This is a genomic window from Providencia sp. PROV141 (genome assembly GCF_028481645.1).
Lineage (GTDB): Bacteria > Pseudomonadota > Gammaproteobacteria > Enterobacterales > Enterobacteriaceae > Providencia > Providencia rettgeri.
In genome coordinates this window covers 14027-30908 of record NZ_JAMPPR010000015.1, presented here as the reverse complement: position 1 = coordinate 30908, position 16882 = coordinate 14027, and the positions used below count along the sequence as shown (strand labels likewise).

The following is a 16882-nucleotide window of genomic DNA, read 5'->3' as shown; positions in this document are numbered from 1 at the left end:
CACACGTATGCTTATCGTTGAAACGGCACTTATCTTACGCCGTGAAATCCGCCGTTGGAAACAAGAAGGCAAACGTATTGCACTTGTCCCAACAATGGGTAATTTACATGATGGTCACTTAACACTCATTGACCAAGCGAAAAAACAGGCTGATGTTGTGATTGCCAGTATCTTCGTTAACCCGATGCAATTTGATAGGCAATCTGATTTAGCCAATTACCCACGAACCTTGCAAGAAGATTGCGAAAAACTAAAACGTCGTGACATCAATGTGGTTTTTGCGCCTTCCCCTCAAGAATTCTATCCAGAAGGTATGGAAAAACAGACTGTTGTCGAAGTTCCTGAATTATCAACTATGTTAGAAGGTGCTAGCCGCCCTGGGCACTTTAAAGGTGTCGCAACAGTTATTACTAAGTTGTTCAACTTAGTGCAGCCAGATATTGCCTTGTTTGGTGAGAAGGATTACCAGCAATTACAATTAATTCGTAAGTTAGTTGCTGACTTATCATTTGATACACAAATTGTTAGCGTTCCAACGGTTAGAGCTAAGAATGGCCTAGCACTGAGCTCACGCAACAACAACTTGTCAGCAGAAGAGCTAAAAACAGCGCCTAAGCTGTATCAAATTATGCAACAAGCGGGTGAAAAATTAGTGGCTGAACCTGATGCATCTGAAGTTATTATTGAAGAGATGAACAATAGCTTACGAGAAGTCGGTTTTACTCCTGATGAGCTATTTATTCGCGATGCAGATACATTATTACCACTTGGTGAGTCCAGTAAACGTGCGGTTATTTTAATGGCGGCATGGTTAGGTCAAACGCGTCTTATTGACAATTTACAAGTTGACCTACCAAGTAATATTGCATAAAAATAAATCACTTATAAAAATAAAATAACACATTGCAATTACTGTGTTTATAGCGTTAATTAAAATGCTGTGCTCTGAATGACTTTTATTTTTCAAACTCATTTGATTCACAGCTAGGCGGTAAGTAAACGAGACCCTAGGAGCATACATAAGTATGTGACTAGGGCGAGAGAACGCCACCAACAACGCTGTGAGCCAAATGAGGAAGAAAAAATGTTAAGAAGAATGTTGCAAGGCAAACTCCATCGCGTCACAGTCACACAAGCAGACCTACACTATGAAGGCTCATGCGCGATTGATCAGGACTTTATGGATGCCGCTGGGATCCTTGAATACGAGGCCATTGATATTTACAACGTTGATAATGGTGAACGTTTTTCGACTTACGCTATTTCAGGCGAACGGGGCTCAAAAATTATCTCGGTTAATGGTGCTGCTGCACGCCGCGCTGCGGTTGGTGATAAACTGATTATTTGCTCTTATGTTCAGATGGAAGACGACGATGCACACTTACATAAGCCAAAAGTGGCTTACTTTGATGAAAATAATAAAATGAGTCGCATCGCAAAAGCAGTTCCTGTTCAAGTGGCATAATGTTGGATTTTATTTATCCAACAACTTGATTAGTACCACTATTTATATCTGTCTCAATAAAAAGCGGCCTTTGATTACATTAAGTATCAAAAGCCGCTTTTTTTTACACAATTTCAGCCAAAAAATTTAACTTCTTAAGCCTCTACCTTGCTCAATTAAGATCCATGTTAATGCATAAAAAACGACTAAGAAAATCATTAAGACGCCTAACGTAATCGCGATAGAAACATCAGCTATTCCTAAAAAACCATAACGAAAGCCGCTGATCATATACACAATTGGGTTCAGTTTAGAGATAGCTTGCCAAAACGGTGGTAACAGCGATAGTGAATAAAACACACCGCCTAAATACGTTAATGGTGTTAAGACAAAGGTTGGAACAATACTAATATCATCAAATGTCTTAGCGAAGATGGCATTTAGTAAACCAGCAAGTGAAAATACAATTGCGGTTAGCAATAACGTTATGACGACCATTGCCCATGAATGTACTTGCAATGGAATAAAGAATAACGATACCAATGTAACAAGAAAACCCACTAAAATCCCTCTAGCAACACCACCGCCGACAAAACCTGCGATAATAATATGTGTTGGAACGGGAGCAACCAGTAATTCTTCGATATTTTTCTGAAATTTAGAACCAAAGAAAGAAGAACAAACATTTGAATATGAATTAGTGATCACCGCCATCATGATCAACCCAGGGACAATGAATTGCATATAATCCACACCGCCCATATCACCAATTCTTGAACCAATTAAATTACCAAAAATCACAAAATACAGCGACATTGTGATCACCGGTGGTAATAATGTTTGTATCCAAATACGACCAAACCGCGTGACTTCTTTTATCCAAATGGTTTTTAATGCGACCCAATATAATGAGATCATCTTGCAATCTCCTTCTCGGTTGCATTACTTTCTCTTTTAACTAAGTTAACAAATAACTCTTCTAATCGGTTTGCTTTGTTTCGCATACTTAAAATTTGAACACCTTGCTCACTAAATTGGCTAAAGACACTATTTAGACCTTGCTCTCTTTTAACATCAACCTCAAGTGTTGAAGTATCTATCAAACGAGATTCATACCCTAATAATTGAGGGATCGGACTTTTTGGCATTAAATCAAAAATAAAGGTTTCTGATTCTAATTGGCTCAATAATTGCTTCATGCTGGTATTTTCAACTAATTCACCATGTTGAATAATACCAATATTACGGCACAACATTTCAGCCTCTTCCAAATAGTGAGTTGTTAAAATAATTGTCGTTCCCTGAGCGTTAAGATTCTTTAAAAATGTCCACATTGAGCGACGCAGCTCAATATCAACACCCGCTGTGGGTTCATCCAAAATTAATAGTTTTGGTTGGTGCATCAGCGCACGGGCTATCATTAAACGGCGTTTCATACCACCGGACAAATTACGCGCTCGCTCATCACGCTTTTCCCATAAATCAAGCTGGGTTAGGTACTGTTCTGCTCGTTGTACCGCAACAGAGCGCGTAACCCCATAATAACCGGCTTGGTTAAGGACAATTTGTAATACCGTTTCAAATGGATTGAAATTGAACTCTTGAGGCACTAGGCCAAGTTGCTGCTTTGCTTGCACAACTTGCTTTTCTAAATCATAACCAAATACTTTTACAGACCCGCTCGTTTTGTTTACCAGCGAGCTAATAATCCCTATCGTTGTTGATTTACCCGCGCCATTTGGTCCCAACAATGCGTAAAAGTCACCGTCTTCAACGCTCAGATCAATCCCTTTCAGGGCTTTCACACCACCTGGATAGGTTTTGGTTAACTGCGATAACTCAAGTGCATATGTCATATGTAAAAAAAACCTTTATTCTTAGGACAGTTTGAAGGCAATATATCACCATGATGCCACTTTTTTCTGCTCTATGTTATGCAGAAAAGAGATAATTAGTTTATACAATATAATTCAATATGTTATAAATTTAAGGTTGTCTTGTCGAAAAGACAGGTTCATCATAAGGGCATTAAAATTAGTATAACTAATTATTAATTAATCAATAAATGTTGTATAAGATTTTATCGCAAAGTAACACAACTAGGCTATAAGTCATGATGAGAAAAATCGAAGAGCTGTTTGCTAACAATGAAGCATGGTCAGCATCAGTCAATGAACAAGACCCCGAATTCTTCAAAGAATTATCAAAAGCGCAAAAGCCGAGATTCTTATGGATAGGCTGCTCTGACAGCCGAGTACCTGCAGAAAAACTCATTAACGCGGCACCTGGCGACCTTTTTGTCCACCGTAATGTTGCCAACTTAGTTATTCATACTGACCTAAACTGTTTATCTGTCATTCAATATGCCGTTGATGTCTTGCAAGTTGAGCACATCATTATTTGTGGCCACTATGGCTGTGGTGGTATTGAAGCAGCGGTTGATAACACCGAACTTGGCTTAATTAATAACTGGCTCTTACACATAAGAGATATTTGGTACAGACATAGCTCTATGTTGGGTGAATTAAAGCCTTGTGAGCGTCTGAACCGTTTATGTGAATTAAATGTCGTTGAGCAAGTTTATAACTTAGGGCATTCAACTATCATGCAATCTGCATGGAAACGTGGCCAAAAAGTGATGATCCACGGTTGGGTATATGGGATTAATAATGGTCGGTTACAAGACTTACATATTACTGCCGATAGTCGAGAAAAACTTGAATTGTGTTACCGTGAAGCCATTTCTACTTTAACTCAAAAAAAGTAATTTAAAATATAAATTGGAAGCTCTTATAACTAAGAGCTTCTTTCTTATTAAATCCTAAATCAGCGTAATTAGAATATAAAAAACTTTCCTTTCAATCGACTAAAAAAAAGAAAATAAAAATAAAATTCAATTAAAGCAAATTTATCATTAACAACAAATATGAGTAAGCAATTAAATATATAACACTAGGTATTATCACATAATTATTCTAATACAGAGTAAATCTTACCCTTTGATTACAAAAGAATTATATATCTCCGTCACATATTCATCTATAATAACATCATTAATAATATTTAATATTAAGGTAGAAAAATTACTTTCAAATAAGTATTTTTAAATATACTTATTTTTATTTTGGCTCATAATTCACTAGCTATAATGGAATATTATTAGTTTATAAATATTAATCTCAAATCATATTTAGGGATATTTCTATGAGTCAACCTATCAAAATTGGGTCCTATACCTCTACGTTAAAACTAAAGCCAATCGTTTTATGTGTTTCTGCAATTTTAGGTGTCACTTCTATTGCTCATGCCGAAATAATTAATACTAATGGTGCAGGAGTTATGACCAACAGTAATGGTCCAACTATTGTCCATATTAATAAAGCCAGTGATAAAGGTGTTTCTCACAATATATACAATAAATTTGATGTCGATAATAAGGGCGTTATCCTAAATAATAGTAAAGACAATATTAACACTCAATTAGGTGGGATGATTAATGGAAACCTTAATTTATCAGGTGGCGAAGCCTCCGTTATTATTAATGAGGTTAACTCGAATAACGCAACAACCTTAAATGGTATGGTCGAAGTTGCGGGTAAAAAAGCACAAGTGATTGTTGCTAACCCGTCTGGGATTACCTGTAATAGCTGTGGCTTTATTAATACCGAAAGCACAACGCTCACAACGGGAAAACCAATTGTGGGTAATGGGGAATTACTTGGTTATAACGTAGCTAAGGGACAAATTATCATTAATAAAGATTTAAACTCTGATTCCCCCACAGAACTTATTGCTCGTTCAGCAATGATCAATGGTCAATTAAAAGCACAAGAAATCAACGTTGTCACTGGGAATAACTTTGTCGACGCAAATGGTAATGTCGTTTCTACTGTCACACCTGTGGGTACCCGCCCTTCTGTCGGTATTGATGTTTCGGCATTAGGTGGCATGTATGCAGATAAGATTACTTTAGTTTCTACTGAAAGTGGCGTCGGTGTTAGGAATAAAGGGGTTATATCAGCAGGAAATAGTGGATTAGGCATAAAGTCTGCATGGTACCTTGCTAATGACAGTAATAAAATAGAATCAACTGGTGATATTGACCTAAATGTAAATACTTTTCATAACAAAGCATTGGTCAGTGCCAAAAATAACCTAAATATCGTCACAAATGAAACTAGTTCAGGTTATGTCGTTTTCGATAACGATAAAGGAAAACTCGTTTCAACCGCTGGCGATATTAATTTACGCACCAATAACACTGTTTCAAATAATAATGGGGTTATTCAAGCTAAAAATAATGTCGATATTAAATCCATGAGTATTCAAAACAGTAACGGGTTAATTAAATCTGATACTGCAGATGTAAATCTTGATGTAAGAAATTCAATTTACCATGGAAATAATACATCTAATACTGGAAATGGAATTTTTGCAGCTAGGGATATTAATGTCATAGCTAAAAACATGACAAATGAAAGATCAAAAATTGAAGCTGGCAGAGATATTAATTTAGAATTAATCGATTCCCTTCAAAATACTAGCTCGAGTATAACGGCTAAGCGGAGAGTAAAAGTTGATGCTAATACAATTGTAAATAAGTCATCCTCAATAATTACAACTAATGCAAAATCAGATTTAAATGCCAAAAACTATATCACCAATGATGCGTATTCCGTTATCAGCAGTGGCCGTGGTTTAAACATTACTTCGGCAAAGCTTGTGAACGCGGGAAAAATTATTTCCCCAACTAATGTACCGAATACCGTTCCAGTTCCTACTTACGAATCAAATATCAAAGTTAACGACCTTGATAATAGAAACGGATTTATTGCGGGTGATCAGCTAAGCATCACATCTAATACTATTAACAATGATCAAGGTTTCATTGATGCTAAAAAACTGGATATTGATGCTAAATCATTAAGTAATAATGCAGGATATATTCGTTCATATAACGATATGATATTAAATATTACTCAATTAAACAATTACTATTCAAGTAACTTTAGCCGAGTTGCCAATAAATTCGAGTTAACAAATAAAATTGGTGGCATTGAAGTTTTAGATGGTGGAATTACCGTTACTGGTGCTAACGTATTTAATAATTATGGGTTATTTAAAAGTACTGCTCAAGAAAGAGCTGCATCACCTGGTGGAATGGAGTTTAATTTAACGGGTGATTTTAATAATACTTATGGTGAACTAGCAAGCGACAGTAATATTGCTATCAACACTAAATCACTCAATAACTACTCTGGAAAAATCAACTCTGGTAGTAAATTAATCATTAAATCGACAAATAACATTAATAATACTTATGGCAAATTGTCATCAATAGGTATCACTGAACTTTATGCCCCTTCCATTTCAACTAATGATATAAATGATACTTATAGCCTTGATGGGACAGGAATTATCTATAGACCAGATGGCCTAAATATTATTCATATCAAAAAACCGACTGATAAAGGGATTTCCCATAATACTTATCAAAGCTTCAATGTAAGAGATAAAGGAACCATCTTTAATAATAGTAGTACAATGACTTCAACACAGTTAGGTGGCAATATTTCTGGTAATAATAATATCACCGCAGGAAGTGAAGCTCGCGTTATTCTAAATGAAGTCGTTGGTAATAACGTCAGTACCATTAATGGAATGATGGAAGTTGCTGGTAGTGCCGCTCAAGTCATTGTGGCTAATGCATCCGGTATTACTTGTAACAGCTGTGGCTTTATTAATGCAGAACGTGGAGCATTCGTTACTGGTACACCATTAGTCGTTGCCGGTAATTTAATTGGTTATAACGTTAATAAAGGTCAAGTGACAATAAATAAAACCATGACATCGACTGATGCCATGGATTTTATTGCTCGCTCAGTACTCATTAATGGTGATGTTAAAGCAAAAGAGTTAAATATCGCTACAGGTAATAGTCTGTTTGATACAAATGGTAATGAATTATCGCCACTGACTAACACGAATAGTTCAACCAATGGGTTAACAATCGCGGCTACTGGTAAATTAAATGCTGACAAAATAAACATTAACTTAGTCGGTTCTGGTGGTTCTCTAGTCAATAAAGGCTTAATTAATGCAGGAAATTCTGGCTTAAACATAAATGCCTACAATGTCAATAATGCCACAGTGATCCAATCTGTTGGCGATATTTATATAGCTTCTAATGGTGGTTATCAATTTTCTAATGGTATTAATGCCTCTATTATTTCTAGTGCCGGTGATATTAATTTGACATCTAATGGTCAATTCGTCAGCCAGCATGGCGCACTTATCAGCGCTAATAAAAATGTGAATATGAATATCTTTAATGATTACTACGCTAGTGGAGGTTTAGTTAAAGCTGAAACTGGAGATATTAATATCAATGTTGAACGAAATCTTATTACCCAAAGTGGTTACTATAGCAAATGGGGAGATGATAGATTTATCGCTGCAAATGATATTAATTTAACTGCCGCATTAGCTTCCTTTATGAGTGCAAAAGTTACCGCTGGCCGAGATTTTAATTTTACCGGAAGCTCTTTAAGTAACAGAGATAATAGTACGATCAGTGCTAACCGCCGAGTCAATATTGATGCTGATTCAGTTATTAATAATGCTTCTGCCATTAAAACTGAAACTGGTCGCATGGATATCACTGCAAATAAAGAGATTCAGAATGATTACAGGTCAACGATTAGTAGTGCAAAACTATTAAATATCACAAGTCCTAAATTAACCAATGCTGGGGTTATTGCCTCTGGGAATGGTAAATCAACATTCCGTGTTGATAATTTAATTAACAACGCAGGTTATATTAAAGGATTTAACCTTAACTTTATCTCTGAATATTTAAATAATGCTAATGGATTGATTAAAGCTGACAATAACATTGTCATGAATGCCAATTATATTAGTAACATAAATGCAACTAACTTTAGTAAAAACGCACCTTACCTTGGCTTAGTGAGGCAAAATGGTGGAATTATTGCGGAAAATGGTAGTATCAAAATGAAAGGTACCCAATTGAATAATACTTCTGGCATTATTCAAACCAATGCTATTTTCCCTGCGTCTGGGGAGGCTGATATTGATATTACAATGGGTAATGAAATCATTAATAACTATGCTCAAATTAAAAGTGCAGGAAATCTGAAAGCAACCGCAGATACAATTTCCAATTATAGTGGTTTAATGAATGCAGACCTTGATTTAACAGCTAAAGCAGCACGTTCTATTAATAACTATAATGGAAAAATTAACTCAAGAAACATAACTACAGTGACAACGCCTAGCCTATCAAACAACTACGGGCAAATCACGGGTAGTAATGTGATCATTAATACCCATTAACACATTGTTGGAATGTGATAAAACAAAAAGGACAGCTTTGCTGTCCTTTTTCATCGAGTTCACCTGAAAATATTAATCTTCAAGTAACGTTACATGGCCAATATAAGGCAAATGGCGATATTGTTGAGCATAGTCAATACCGTAACCCACCACAAATTTGTCTTCGATAGAATAACCAATCCACTCAACAGGAACCTGTACTTCTCGACGTGAAGGTTTATCCAGCAATGTACAAATAGCGACAGATTTAGGGCCGCGTAATTCGAAAATCTCACGTACTTTATTTAAGGTATTACCTGAATCAATAATATCTTCAACAATTAAGACGTGTTTATCGCGAATATCTTCATCCAAGTCTTTGACAATTTTAACATCACGGCTTGATGTCATCGCATTACCGTAACTTGAAACTGTCATAAAATCGACTTCATGGGGAACATCAATCTTACGGCATAAGTCGGCCATAAAAATAAATGAACCTTTTAGTAAGCCAACAAGGACTAATTCACCATCAAGCTTTTGATAATGAGCACTAATTTTATCGGCTAATTCACTGATTCGTTGAGCAATCTCTTCTTCAGAGATCATCACTTCAAGGGTATGTTTCATCTTCTATTACGCATCTATGGGAATGGAAAGCGCGTAATTTTAACATAGGCAGCACGCATATACTAATAAAGGAAAATGCAGTGCTAAAATTTCACACTGCATTTTCTCTGAAAGTAAATGTGGCTGTTAACTCACAGTGAAGCCTAACATCATCCCCGTATCTTCATGCTCTAAGAGATGGCAATGAGCCATATAAGGGTGCTGTTGTGTTGCAGGGTGTTTAAATTCAACTAAAATTTCACTCACCTGCCCTTCTACTTTGACAATATCTTTCCAACCTTGACGATGAGGCTCTACGGCTTGGCCGTTTTCTTTTAGGATACGAAAACGCGTGCCATGAACGTGGAATGGATGCAACATCATATCACCACGCCCTGAAACGACCCAAATTTCTTGTTGATTCATAGGAGCGTTGAATGCAGGATGCGTCATTGAGAAAACTTGCCCATTTATAGTATTCGCATTATGAATATCCAAGCCATCAGAACCTGTGCCACAATGGCCGCCACTTCCCATTTTGCCATTCATATTTCCATGATTCATATTTCCATGATCCATATTACCTGCATTCATGTTGCCGTGGTTCATATTCCCCATCATTGCACCATGACCGCCCATATTCCCCATCGCCTGATCGCCATATTTTTCACGTAACATCATCATGCCTTGCATATCTAAGCGCATATCCATCATTAAATGGAAACGACGGCGATTTAAGCCAGCAAGAGAAGGAATCGCGGGTATGGCTGCAAGTGTTGATGGTAAGTCACCTTTCCCTTTTGTCAACGTTGTTTCGATACGCAGTACTGGCAAAGGCTGGTCAAATGGTGCAATCGTCATTCCCATTTGCCCGACAGGTAGCGTTACCAAATCAAATGCGCGGCCATCGGAGGCGTCAATTAATACCTCAAAACGCTCTCCCATCAAGATAGGTAATTCGGTTAGCGCAATCGGCTCAGCCAATAAACCACCATCACTCGCAACGACATACATTTTACGTCCATCACTGGTGGAAATATTTAAGCTTCTAGCATTACAGCCATTTAATAACCTTAATCGTATCCAACCTTTCGGGGCAACATGTTTAGGATAAACAGCACCATTCGTTAGCATGATATTGCCAAACCAACCCACTGCGGCACTCATCACATCAAGTTGATAATCAATTTGCCCATCATCTTTTAGGCGTTTATCTTGCAAAATGACTGGAATATCATTAACACCCCAATCATTTGGTAAGCCATGCTTTATGCTGTCATCATCTTTAATTAATACAAGGCCTGCTAATCCCATTGCCACTTGATAGCCGGTTTTTCCATGAGTATGAGGATGGAACCAACATGTCGCTTCACTTTGGTTTACCGTAAAATTCACTTTTCGGCTTGCGTTAGGTTGGATTATTGCTTGGGGGCCGCCATCTTGTTCACCTGAAATTTCTAAACCATGCCAATGAACTGTCGTGTCTTCTGCCAGTTGGTTAACAATATTGATATTAACATTCTGTCCATTTTTCAAACTAATTGCAGGGCCTAATAAATTGCCGTTATAACCCCATGTCGTCGTTTGCTTTCCAGGAACAAATTGTGAAACACCCTGCTGGATAACCAACTGAATGTTACCTTGTGCATCGGGCTCCAATAAGGGGGGGATCGCTAATGTAGGGTAATTTCCCGCTGCGACCGCGATGCGGCTCCAAATAGGCAGCGCACTTGCAGCATACGTGATAGCACTTAATTTAAGAAAATCGCGACGTAGCATTGATAACCTTCCTTTTATTTATCAAATCAATAATCATTAATGGTGTAATTTATGGCAAATTACACTTTCGAAGCAAAACATGGTTTAATGAAGGTATGATAAAGCCTCCCCTTACAGGAAGGTCAATAAAACCACTCTGTAAATGTGGGTTTATTACATGGATTTAAGAAAAATATAGTTGACTAACAATTCTATTCTTATGCTAACGTAACTTGACATAGAAAACAGATAGAATAACGAATGCGCAAATTTATATTGATGTCATGCTTAATGACTCTGTTAGGGATAACCAATTCTGCCAGAGCTCTTTCTACCAACGAAGCTGAAGATCTTGCTGATCTCACGGCTGTTTTTATTTATCTAAAATATGATTGCGGGTATTCACAAATCCCAGATAGAGAAATTGAACGTGCTATTGTTTACTTTGCGAAAAGTAACAAATGGGATCTTAGTAACTATAATGCGGAAAAAATGACCGCTCTTAACAAAGAAAGTTATAGTGACCTAAAAGGGATACCACTCACCACCGAGTTTAAATGCCAGTCTCTTGCTCGCGATTCGCTAGGCCTCTTTGCTTACGTCAAATAAGCTGATGAAAAAACCTATCAAGAAAACATGCCAAATATCGCCTGCATGTTTTCTTTCTTTATTCTAAATGGCTATTTCTTTTTTGTCTTCTTTCTTGCCAAAACAACGCTATCGATGGAATACTTTGAATAATTACCATCCTGATAATATGGTTTGACATCACAAAGCCCGCGTCTAAATTCATGGTGATTGCTGCGAATGTCATCGCTTCCATACTCCCTGGAGCCCACGCTAACAATAGTACCGAAATATCATAGCCTGTAATCCAAGAGGCAAATACCGTGATAAGAAAAGTCAGCACGATATTAACCACCACAACTTGGGCCGAAGAGTATATATTTTTAATCAACGATGAAAGTGGAAACACAATGAAATGGTTACCAATGTTCATCCCAATCAATACCATACTGAGTTCAGTCAACATCAACGGGAAATTTAATGGGATATCCGCCCAACCTTGAATAAGGGTTGCCGCCGCTAATGACGTTAACATAAAAGGTGCGGGGACTTTTAAACGCTGTAATATTGCCCCTGAAATTACCCCAACTGCAATAATGAGCACTAGCCATCCCGTTGCAACTAATGTCAATTCTGGAAATTCTATTATCGGTTGAGGATCCCCGTCGCTCCCCACAACAATTCCTGCTAATAAAATAAGAATAATTAAGCGAATTGTATGGGAAATAACAATTTTCTGAGGTGGTGTATGAGTATGGTCAGTTAATGCCAAAATAGCTGCCATAGCACCGGGAACAGAGCCAAGCATCGCTTCTTGTTTTGTCCAACCAACTTTGCGGTAAAACCAAAAAAAGCTAAATGAAAATTGTACAGCCAAACAGACAACTAGCATCAATAGTAAAAGAAATAAATTGTCTGCTTCATTAAGAGACACTTGATTAAACATCAAGCCCACAGAGGTCCCGAGCGTGACTTGAACAAAGGTAATAGTATGTTTAGGGATGACAAACGAAATACCAAAACGATGAAAAATGATAATGGCAATGATTGGGCCAAACATCAATGCAAGGGGAACTCCGAGGTAAGTCAGCCCGCCACCAATTAAGGCACAGATGGAAATCCCACCTAACATTTTTAATAATTTCATCATATGGTATTAACCATTAAGTCTTTTTATAGTCCTAATTTATATCACATTATTTAAGTCATATGGCTTTAGTTTTTATTTATTTATCACCCTAGTAGTATCCACCAGAATTTATCTATTTATTAGATTTTGATCTTATTATTTTAGCTTGGTCAGAAAAATCTCTCTTAACAAAAATTAACATGGCGTAGTAATACAACTATTTTCTTCGCTTTATATTATCAGCACGAGCTTGATTCATTATTGCTTTGGACATCCATTGAGCTAACGCAGTGACTTGAGCATCATCCATTTTCCAAATATCTTTTAGTACTAAAAATATTTCAGAGCCATAAATAACAGAAAATGCTCGAATCACTCTATCTATAATTTCTTGCGGATATTCTGATTTCATTGGCGATGTCACCATCGCAAGAATTTCTTTACGATTGCCACGTTCTAGACGCTTATCATTAACACTTTGTGGATCAGCTCGACCCTGTGCCCACTGCTGTAATGATGCTTGCAGTGCGGCTCGTAAAACACCTTCATGTTCAAACATACGCGGAAAGGCATAGGTTAATAATTCGTCAATACGATCTTCGGTTTGTTCACTTTGCGGGCGCCAGGTTAAAATTGGCCCTAAACTCTCATTAACCGTTGCAGTAATTAAATCAGCCTGCGTCGGAAAATAACGATAAGCTGTCGCACGAGAAACTCCCGCTTCAAGCGCTAATTCAGAAACAGAAGGCATTGCCCCTTTTTCAAATAAATCTAAAGCCGTCGTAACCAATAATACATAGGTCCGTTTTCGTGTCCCTTTGTATTCTGAGTATGAATTAGTTTTAGACATTAATTTATCCTTAAAATACTGTCACTTACTATAAATCGAGTTAACTCTCATGAAAACATATAAGTGCGAATAGGTAAACATACTTGATTGATAATTTGTAAAAATTTATCCATGAAGATGATTTTAAAAGTAATAACAAAAGACAGAATAATCACATTTAAATATTATAAGTTTCCACATCTATTCAAAATAATTCAAGACTCTTAGCAAATATTTATTACATTTTATCAATAGGATATAACGCCTAGTCATCAATTCCCTTCACCACAAAATAAAAAATGAGACTGCAATCTCATTTTACAACCAAACAAAATGATACCATAGTCTCATTGTGATGAAAAATTCAACGCTAGTTTTACTCTGAAAGGGTTTTTCTATGAAAAAATATCCGGGTTTTATTTATATTGTAACAACGCTTGACACGAAAAGTGCTGAACTATTTTATGTCAGTGAATTAATCAAAAACGCCGGATTGGCGGTACGTACCGTTGACCTGACAACACAACCAACGCAATTAGATAAAAACGCAGATATCAGCGCGCATGCCGTTGCAAGTTTTCATCCACTTGGCGCTGAAGCCGTTTTCTGTGGTGACCGCGGTAAAGCCATTGAAGCCATGGCACACGCTTTTAGCCTTTACCTTGCCGCACAAACAGATGTTGCCGCTATCCTTGGTTTAGGGGGTTCAGGCGGAACCGCACTCATTACACCCGCCATGCAAGTGTTGCCAGTAGGTATTCCAAAATTAATGGTTTCCACGATGGCATCAGGGGATATTTCCGGTTATATCGGTGCGAGTGATATTTCGATGATGTACTCCGTAACAGACGTATCTGGCTTAAATATCATTTCCCGCAAAGTATTAAAAAATGCAGCCAACCAAATTGCGGGAGCGGTTTGGTTTGATAGCGAAGAACAACAGCACGACTTAAAGCCTGCAATTGCCCTAACTATGTTCGGGGTAACGACCCCATGCGTCCAACAACTTACAACACAGTTAGAGGCGCAATATGACTGTCTAGTCTTCCATGCAACAGGCAGTGGCGGTAAAGCCATGGAAAAACTGATTGATAGCCAGTTATTGCATTCTGTTTTAGACATTACAACCACTGAAGTGTGTGATCACTTATTTGGTGGCGTACTAGCGTGTGATGAAGACCGCTTTGGTGCCATTGAGCGTACTCAAACCCCTTGCGTGATATCTTGTGGAGCCTTGGATATGGTGAATTTTGGTCGCCCTTCCACTGTACCTGAACACTATCAAGATCGCTTATTTTATCATCACAATGCTCAAGTCACTTTAATGAGAACGACCAAAGAAGAAAATCAGCAAATGGGTCGTTGGATTGCCAAAAAATTAAATCGTTGTGATGGTGAAGTGCGCTTTATCATTCCAACAGCAGGTTTCTCAGCTTTAGATGTTGAAGGTGCTCCATTTTGGGATCCTATCGCGGACCAAGCCTTCATTGATGCTTTAACCGCAAATTTAATCATAACAGAGAAAAGACAGCTTATTTTGAGTCCTTATCATATTAACTCCTCAGAGTTTTGTGATCAGGTTATTCAGCTTCACCAGGAAATTTTGAACAAATAATAGAGGTTAATTATGAAACATAACCGCACAGATTTATTAAAAAAATTTAGAGACATGATTGCTCGGGGAGAACCAATCATCGGTGGTGGCGCAGGAACAGGGCTATCGGCTAAATGCGAAGAAGCGGGCGGTATTGATTTAATTGTTATCTATAACTCAGGCCGTTACCGCATGGCGGGTAGAGGCTCCCTTGCTGGTTTATTAGCTTATGGTAATGCGAATGAAATCGTTATGGATATGGCAAAAGAAGTTTTACCTGTAGTAAAACAGACGCCAGTTCTTGCGGGTGTGAATGGAACAGACCCATTCTGCCAATTCGATAAGTTCCTTGATGATATCAAAGCAACAGGTTTTGCAGGGGTGCAAAATTTTCCTACCGTCGGCTTAATTGATGGCAATTTCCGCGCTAACTTAGAAGAAACCGGAATGGGCTATGGGTTAGAAGTTGAAATGATCCGCCTAGCCCACGAAAAAGATTTACTTACAACGCCTTACGTTTTTAGTGCTGAAGATGCCATTGCGATGACTCAAGCTGGTGCTGACATTATTGTGCCGCACATGGGGCTAACGACTGGTGGGAATATTGGCGCAGAAACGGCATTGACGCTCAAAGATTGTGTGCCATTAATCAATGAATGGGCAAAAGCGGCAAAAGCAGTACGCGAAGATGTGATTGTTCTGTGCCACGGTGGCCCAATAGCCACTCCAGAAGATGCTGAATACATTTTAGCCAACTGCCCTGACTGTCATGGTTTCTACGGTGCCAGCTCAATGGAACGTTTGCCAACAGAAGTGGCATTAACCGCCACCACACAAAAATTTAAATCAATTACACGTTAGTTTTTTACTTTATATTTTGCCAACGCCAGGCGCCTACTTTGGTAGGCGTTTTTTTATTTTTTAGCGGGGTTTAAATAGCGCCATAACACCCAAAGTAATGATGTAGAATAATATAAGACCCCAAATTGGATAACCATTAATGGGTTTTCTGTCGCCCCAGTCATCTTGAGCATGACATAATAGTTATTTTCTACCAAATACGGTTCCGTTAACCCACCTTGTGGTAAATAATGGCCAAGTAGCATGATAATAATAAAACACGCAACATAATGACGTAATTTAGCAATACCTTTATCAAATGCACTAAAGTGGCTATTCATGTCATTAGCTTGCTTCCGTCCAATAATAATTCGATTAATTAATGTTGCGGCATAAATATAAAGGATCGCAGAAGAGTTAATTTGTGTGGTATGAAAAATATACGCAACACCACCTAACATCGCAGCAATCACAATAAAGAAAAAACCTTTCGCCAAAACGGCCATCATCGTGCTCATATGAATCAAAATAAATTCAAATAATAAAATCAGTACCATGTTGTAAATAACAGCCACTCCAGACCATTGAGGTGCAAACCAGAGTGACAATAAAAACACAATATAAAAAACAGTGAGCCCGTGCTCAACTAATGTTGGTAACGTCGCCATTATTCCTTGTGGTTCTTCTGATTCAAGAAAATATTGTTTTCTATTCGTCCCTAAAGCAGAGGTATTTTTACGAGATATTTTCCTTTTTTTTATTTTTCTAGCCACGAAA

The 16882-nt window shown here is 37.6% G+C and carries 14 protein-coding genes; 7 read left to right on the top strand and 7 right to left on the bottom strand.

Features of this window, described 5'->3' with window-relative positions; all coding sequences use genetic code 11:
• The first annotated feature begins 7 nt into the window (after nucleotides 1-7).
• Both panC and panD read left to right on the top strand, forming a co-directional pair.
• Complete coding sequence (panC, locus tag PSF09_RS10775; RefSeq protein WP_272683881.1) at nucleotides 8-871, top strand: pantoate--beta-alanine ligase; 864 nt, start codon at nucleotides 8-10, stop codon at nucleotides 869-871.
• Nucleotides 872-1084: 213 nt separating this feature from the next.
• A complete protein-coding gene (gene panD / locus PSF09_RS10770; RefSeq protein ID WP_272665843.1) occupies nucleotides 1085-1465 on the top strand; it encodes an aspartate 1-decarboxylase in 381 nt (126 codons plus the stop codon).
• Between the two features lie 126 nt (nucleotides 1466-1591).
• Here the strand turns inward: panD and PSF09_RS10765 are convergent, their stop codons facing one another.
• Complete coding sequence (locus PSF09_RS10765; RefSeq protein WP_272683880.1) at nucleotides 1592-2362, bottom strand: ABC transporter permease; 771 nt, start codon at nucleotides 2360-2362, stop codon at nucleotides 1592-1594.
• On the bottom strand, nucleotides 2359-3300 hold the full coding sequence (locus PSF09_RS10760; RefSeq protein ID WP_004913716.1) for an ABC transporter ATP-binding protein: 942 nt from the start codon (nucleotides 3298-3300) through the stop codon (nucleotides 2359-2361). Before PSF09_RS10760 ends, PSF09_RS10765 begins: the two co-directional genes overlap by 4 nt.
• A 257-nt stretch (nucleotides 3301-3557) precedes the next feature.
• Between PSF09_RS10760 and can the strand changes: the two genes are divergently transcribed.
• Entirely contained in the window at nucleotides 3558-4211 is a 654-nt protein-coding gene (gene can, locus PSF09_RS10755; RefSeq protein WP_042851647.1) for a carbonate dehydratase, read from the top strand.
• Nucleotides 4212-4648: 437 nt separating this feature from the next.
• On the top strand, nucleotides 4649-8800 hold the full coding sequence (locus tag PSF09_RS10750) for a two-partner secretion domain-containing protein (RefSeq protein ID WP_272683879.1): 4152 nt from the start codon (nucleotides 4649-4651) through the stop codon (nucleotides 8798-8800).
• 72 nt (nucleotides 8801-8872) lie between these two features.
• Here PSF09_RS10750 and hpt read toward each other — a convergent pair whose 3' ends face one another.
• Nucleotides 8873-9409: a hypoxanthine phosphoribosyltransferase gene (gene hpt, locus PSF09_RS10745; RefSeq protein ID WP_125891608.1), complete on the bottom strand. Its 537-nt coding sequence runs from the start codon at nucleotides 9407-9409 to the stop codon at nucleotides 8873-8875.
• Between the two features lie 126 nt (nucleotides 9410-9535).
• Nucleotides 9536-11167 (bottom strand): multicopper oxidase CueO, encoded by a 1632-nt coding sequence (gene cueO, locus PSF09_RS10740; protein ID WP_272665688.1) that lies wholly within the window; start codon nucleotides 11165-11167, stop codon nucleotides 9536-9538.
• 240 nt (nucleotides 11168-11407) lie between these two features.
• Between cueO and PSF09_RS10735 the strand changes: the two genes are divergently transcribed.
• Nucleotides 11408-11755: a YacC family pilotin-like protein gene (locus tag PSF09_RS10735; RefSeq protein WP_102139426.1), complete on the top strand. Its 348-nt coding sequence runs from the start codon at nucleotides 11408-11410 to the stop codon at nucleotides 11753-11755.
• Nucleotides 11756-11813: 58 nt separating this feature from the next.
• On the opposite strand, the gene PSF09_RS10730 is transcribed toward PSF09_RS10735, so the two are convergent.
• On the bottom strand, nucleotides 11814-12863 hold the full coding sequence (locus PSF09_RS10730; RefSeq protein ID WP_272683878.1) for an AbrB family transcriptional regulator: 1050 nt from the start codon (nucleotides 12861-12863) through the stop codon (nucleotides 11814-11816).
• A gap of 196 nt (nucleotides 12864-13059) precedes the next feature.
• The gene (locus tag PSF09_RS10725) at nucleotides 13060-13692 is read right to left on the bottom strand and encodes a TetR/AcrR family transcriptional regulator (RefSeq protein WP_210836150.1); all 633 of its coding nucleotides are present in this window, start codon (nucleotides 13690-13692) and stop codon (nucleotides 13060-13062) included.
• A 376-nt stretch (nucleotides 13693-14068) separates the two neighbouring features.
• On the opposite strand from PSF09_RS10725, the gene PSF09_RS10720 reads away from it, so the two are divergent.
• Nucleotides 14069-15286, top strand: coding sequence for a Tm-1-like ATP-binding domain-containing protein (locus PSF09_RS10720; protein ID WP_272665687.1), 1218 nt, complete (start codon nucleotides 14069-14071; stop codon nucleotides 15284-15286).
• Between the two features lie 12 nt (nucleotides 15287-15298).
• On the top strand, nucleotides 15299-16126 hold the full coding sequence (locus tag PSF09_RS10715) for a phosphoenolpyruvate hydrolase family protein (RefSeq protein WP_004913739.1): 828 nt from the start codon (nucleotides 15299-15301) through the stop codon (nucleotides 16124-16126).
• 53 nt (nucleotides 16127-16179) lie between these two features.
• Here PSF09_RS10715 and PSF09_RS10710 read toward each other — a convergent pair whose 3' ends face one another.
• Complete coding sequence (locus PSF09_RS10710) at nucleotides 16180-16878, bottom strand: hypothetical protein (RefSeq protein WP_272665686.1); 699 nt, start codon at nucleotides 16876-16878, stop codon at nucleotides 16180-16182.
• Nucleotides 16879-16882 lie beyond the last annotated feature (4 nt).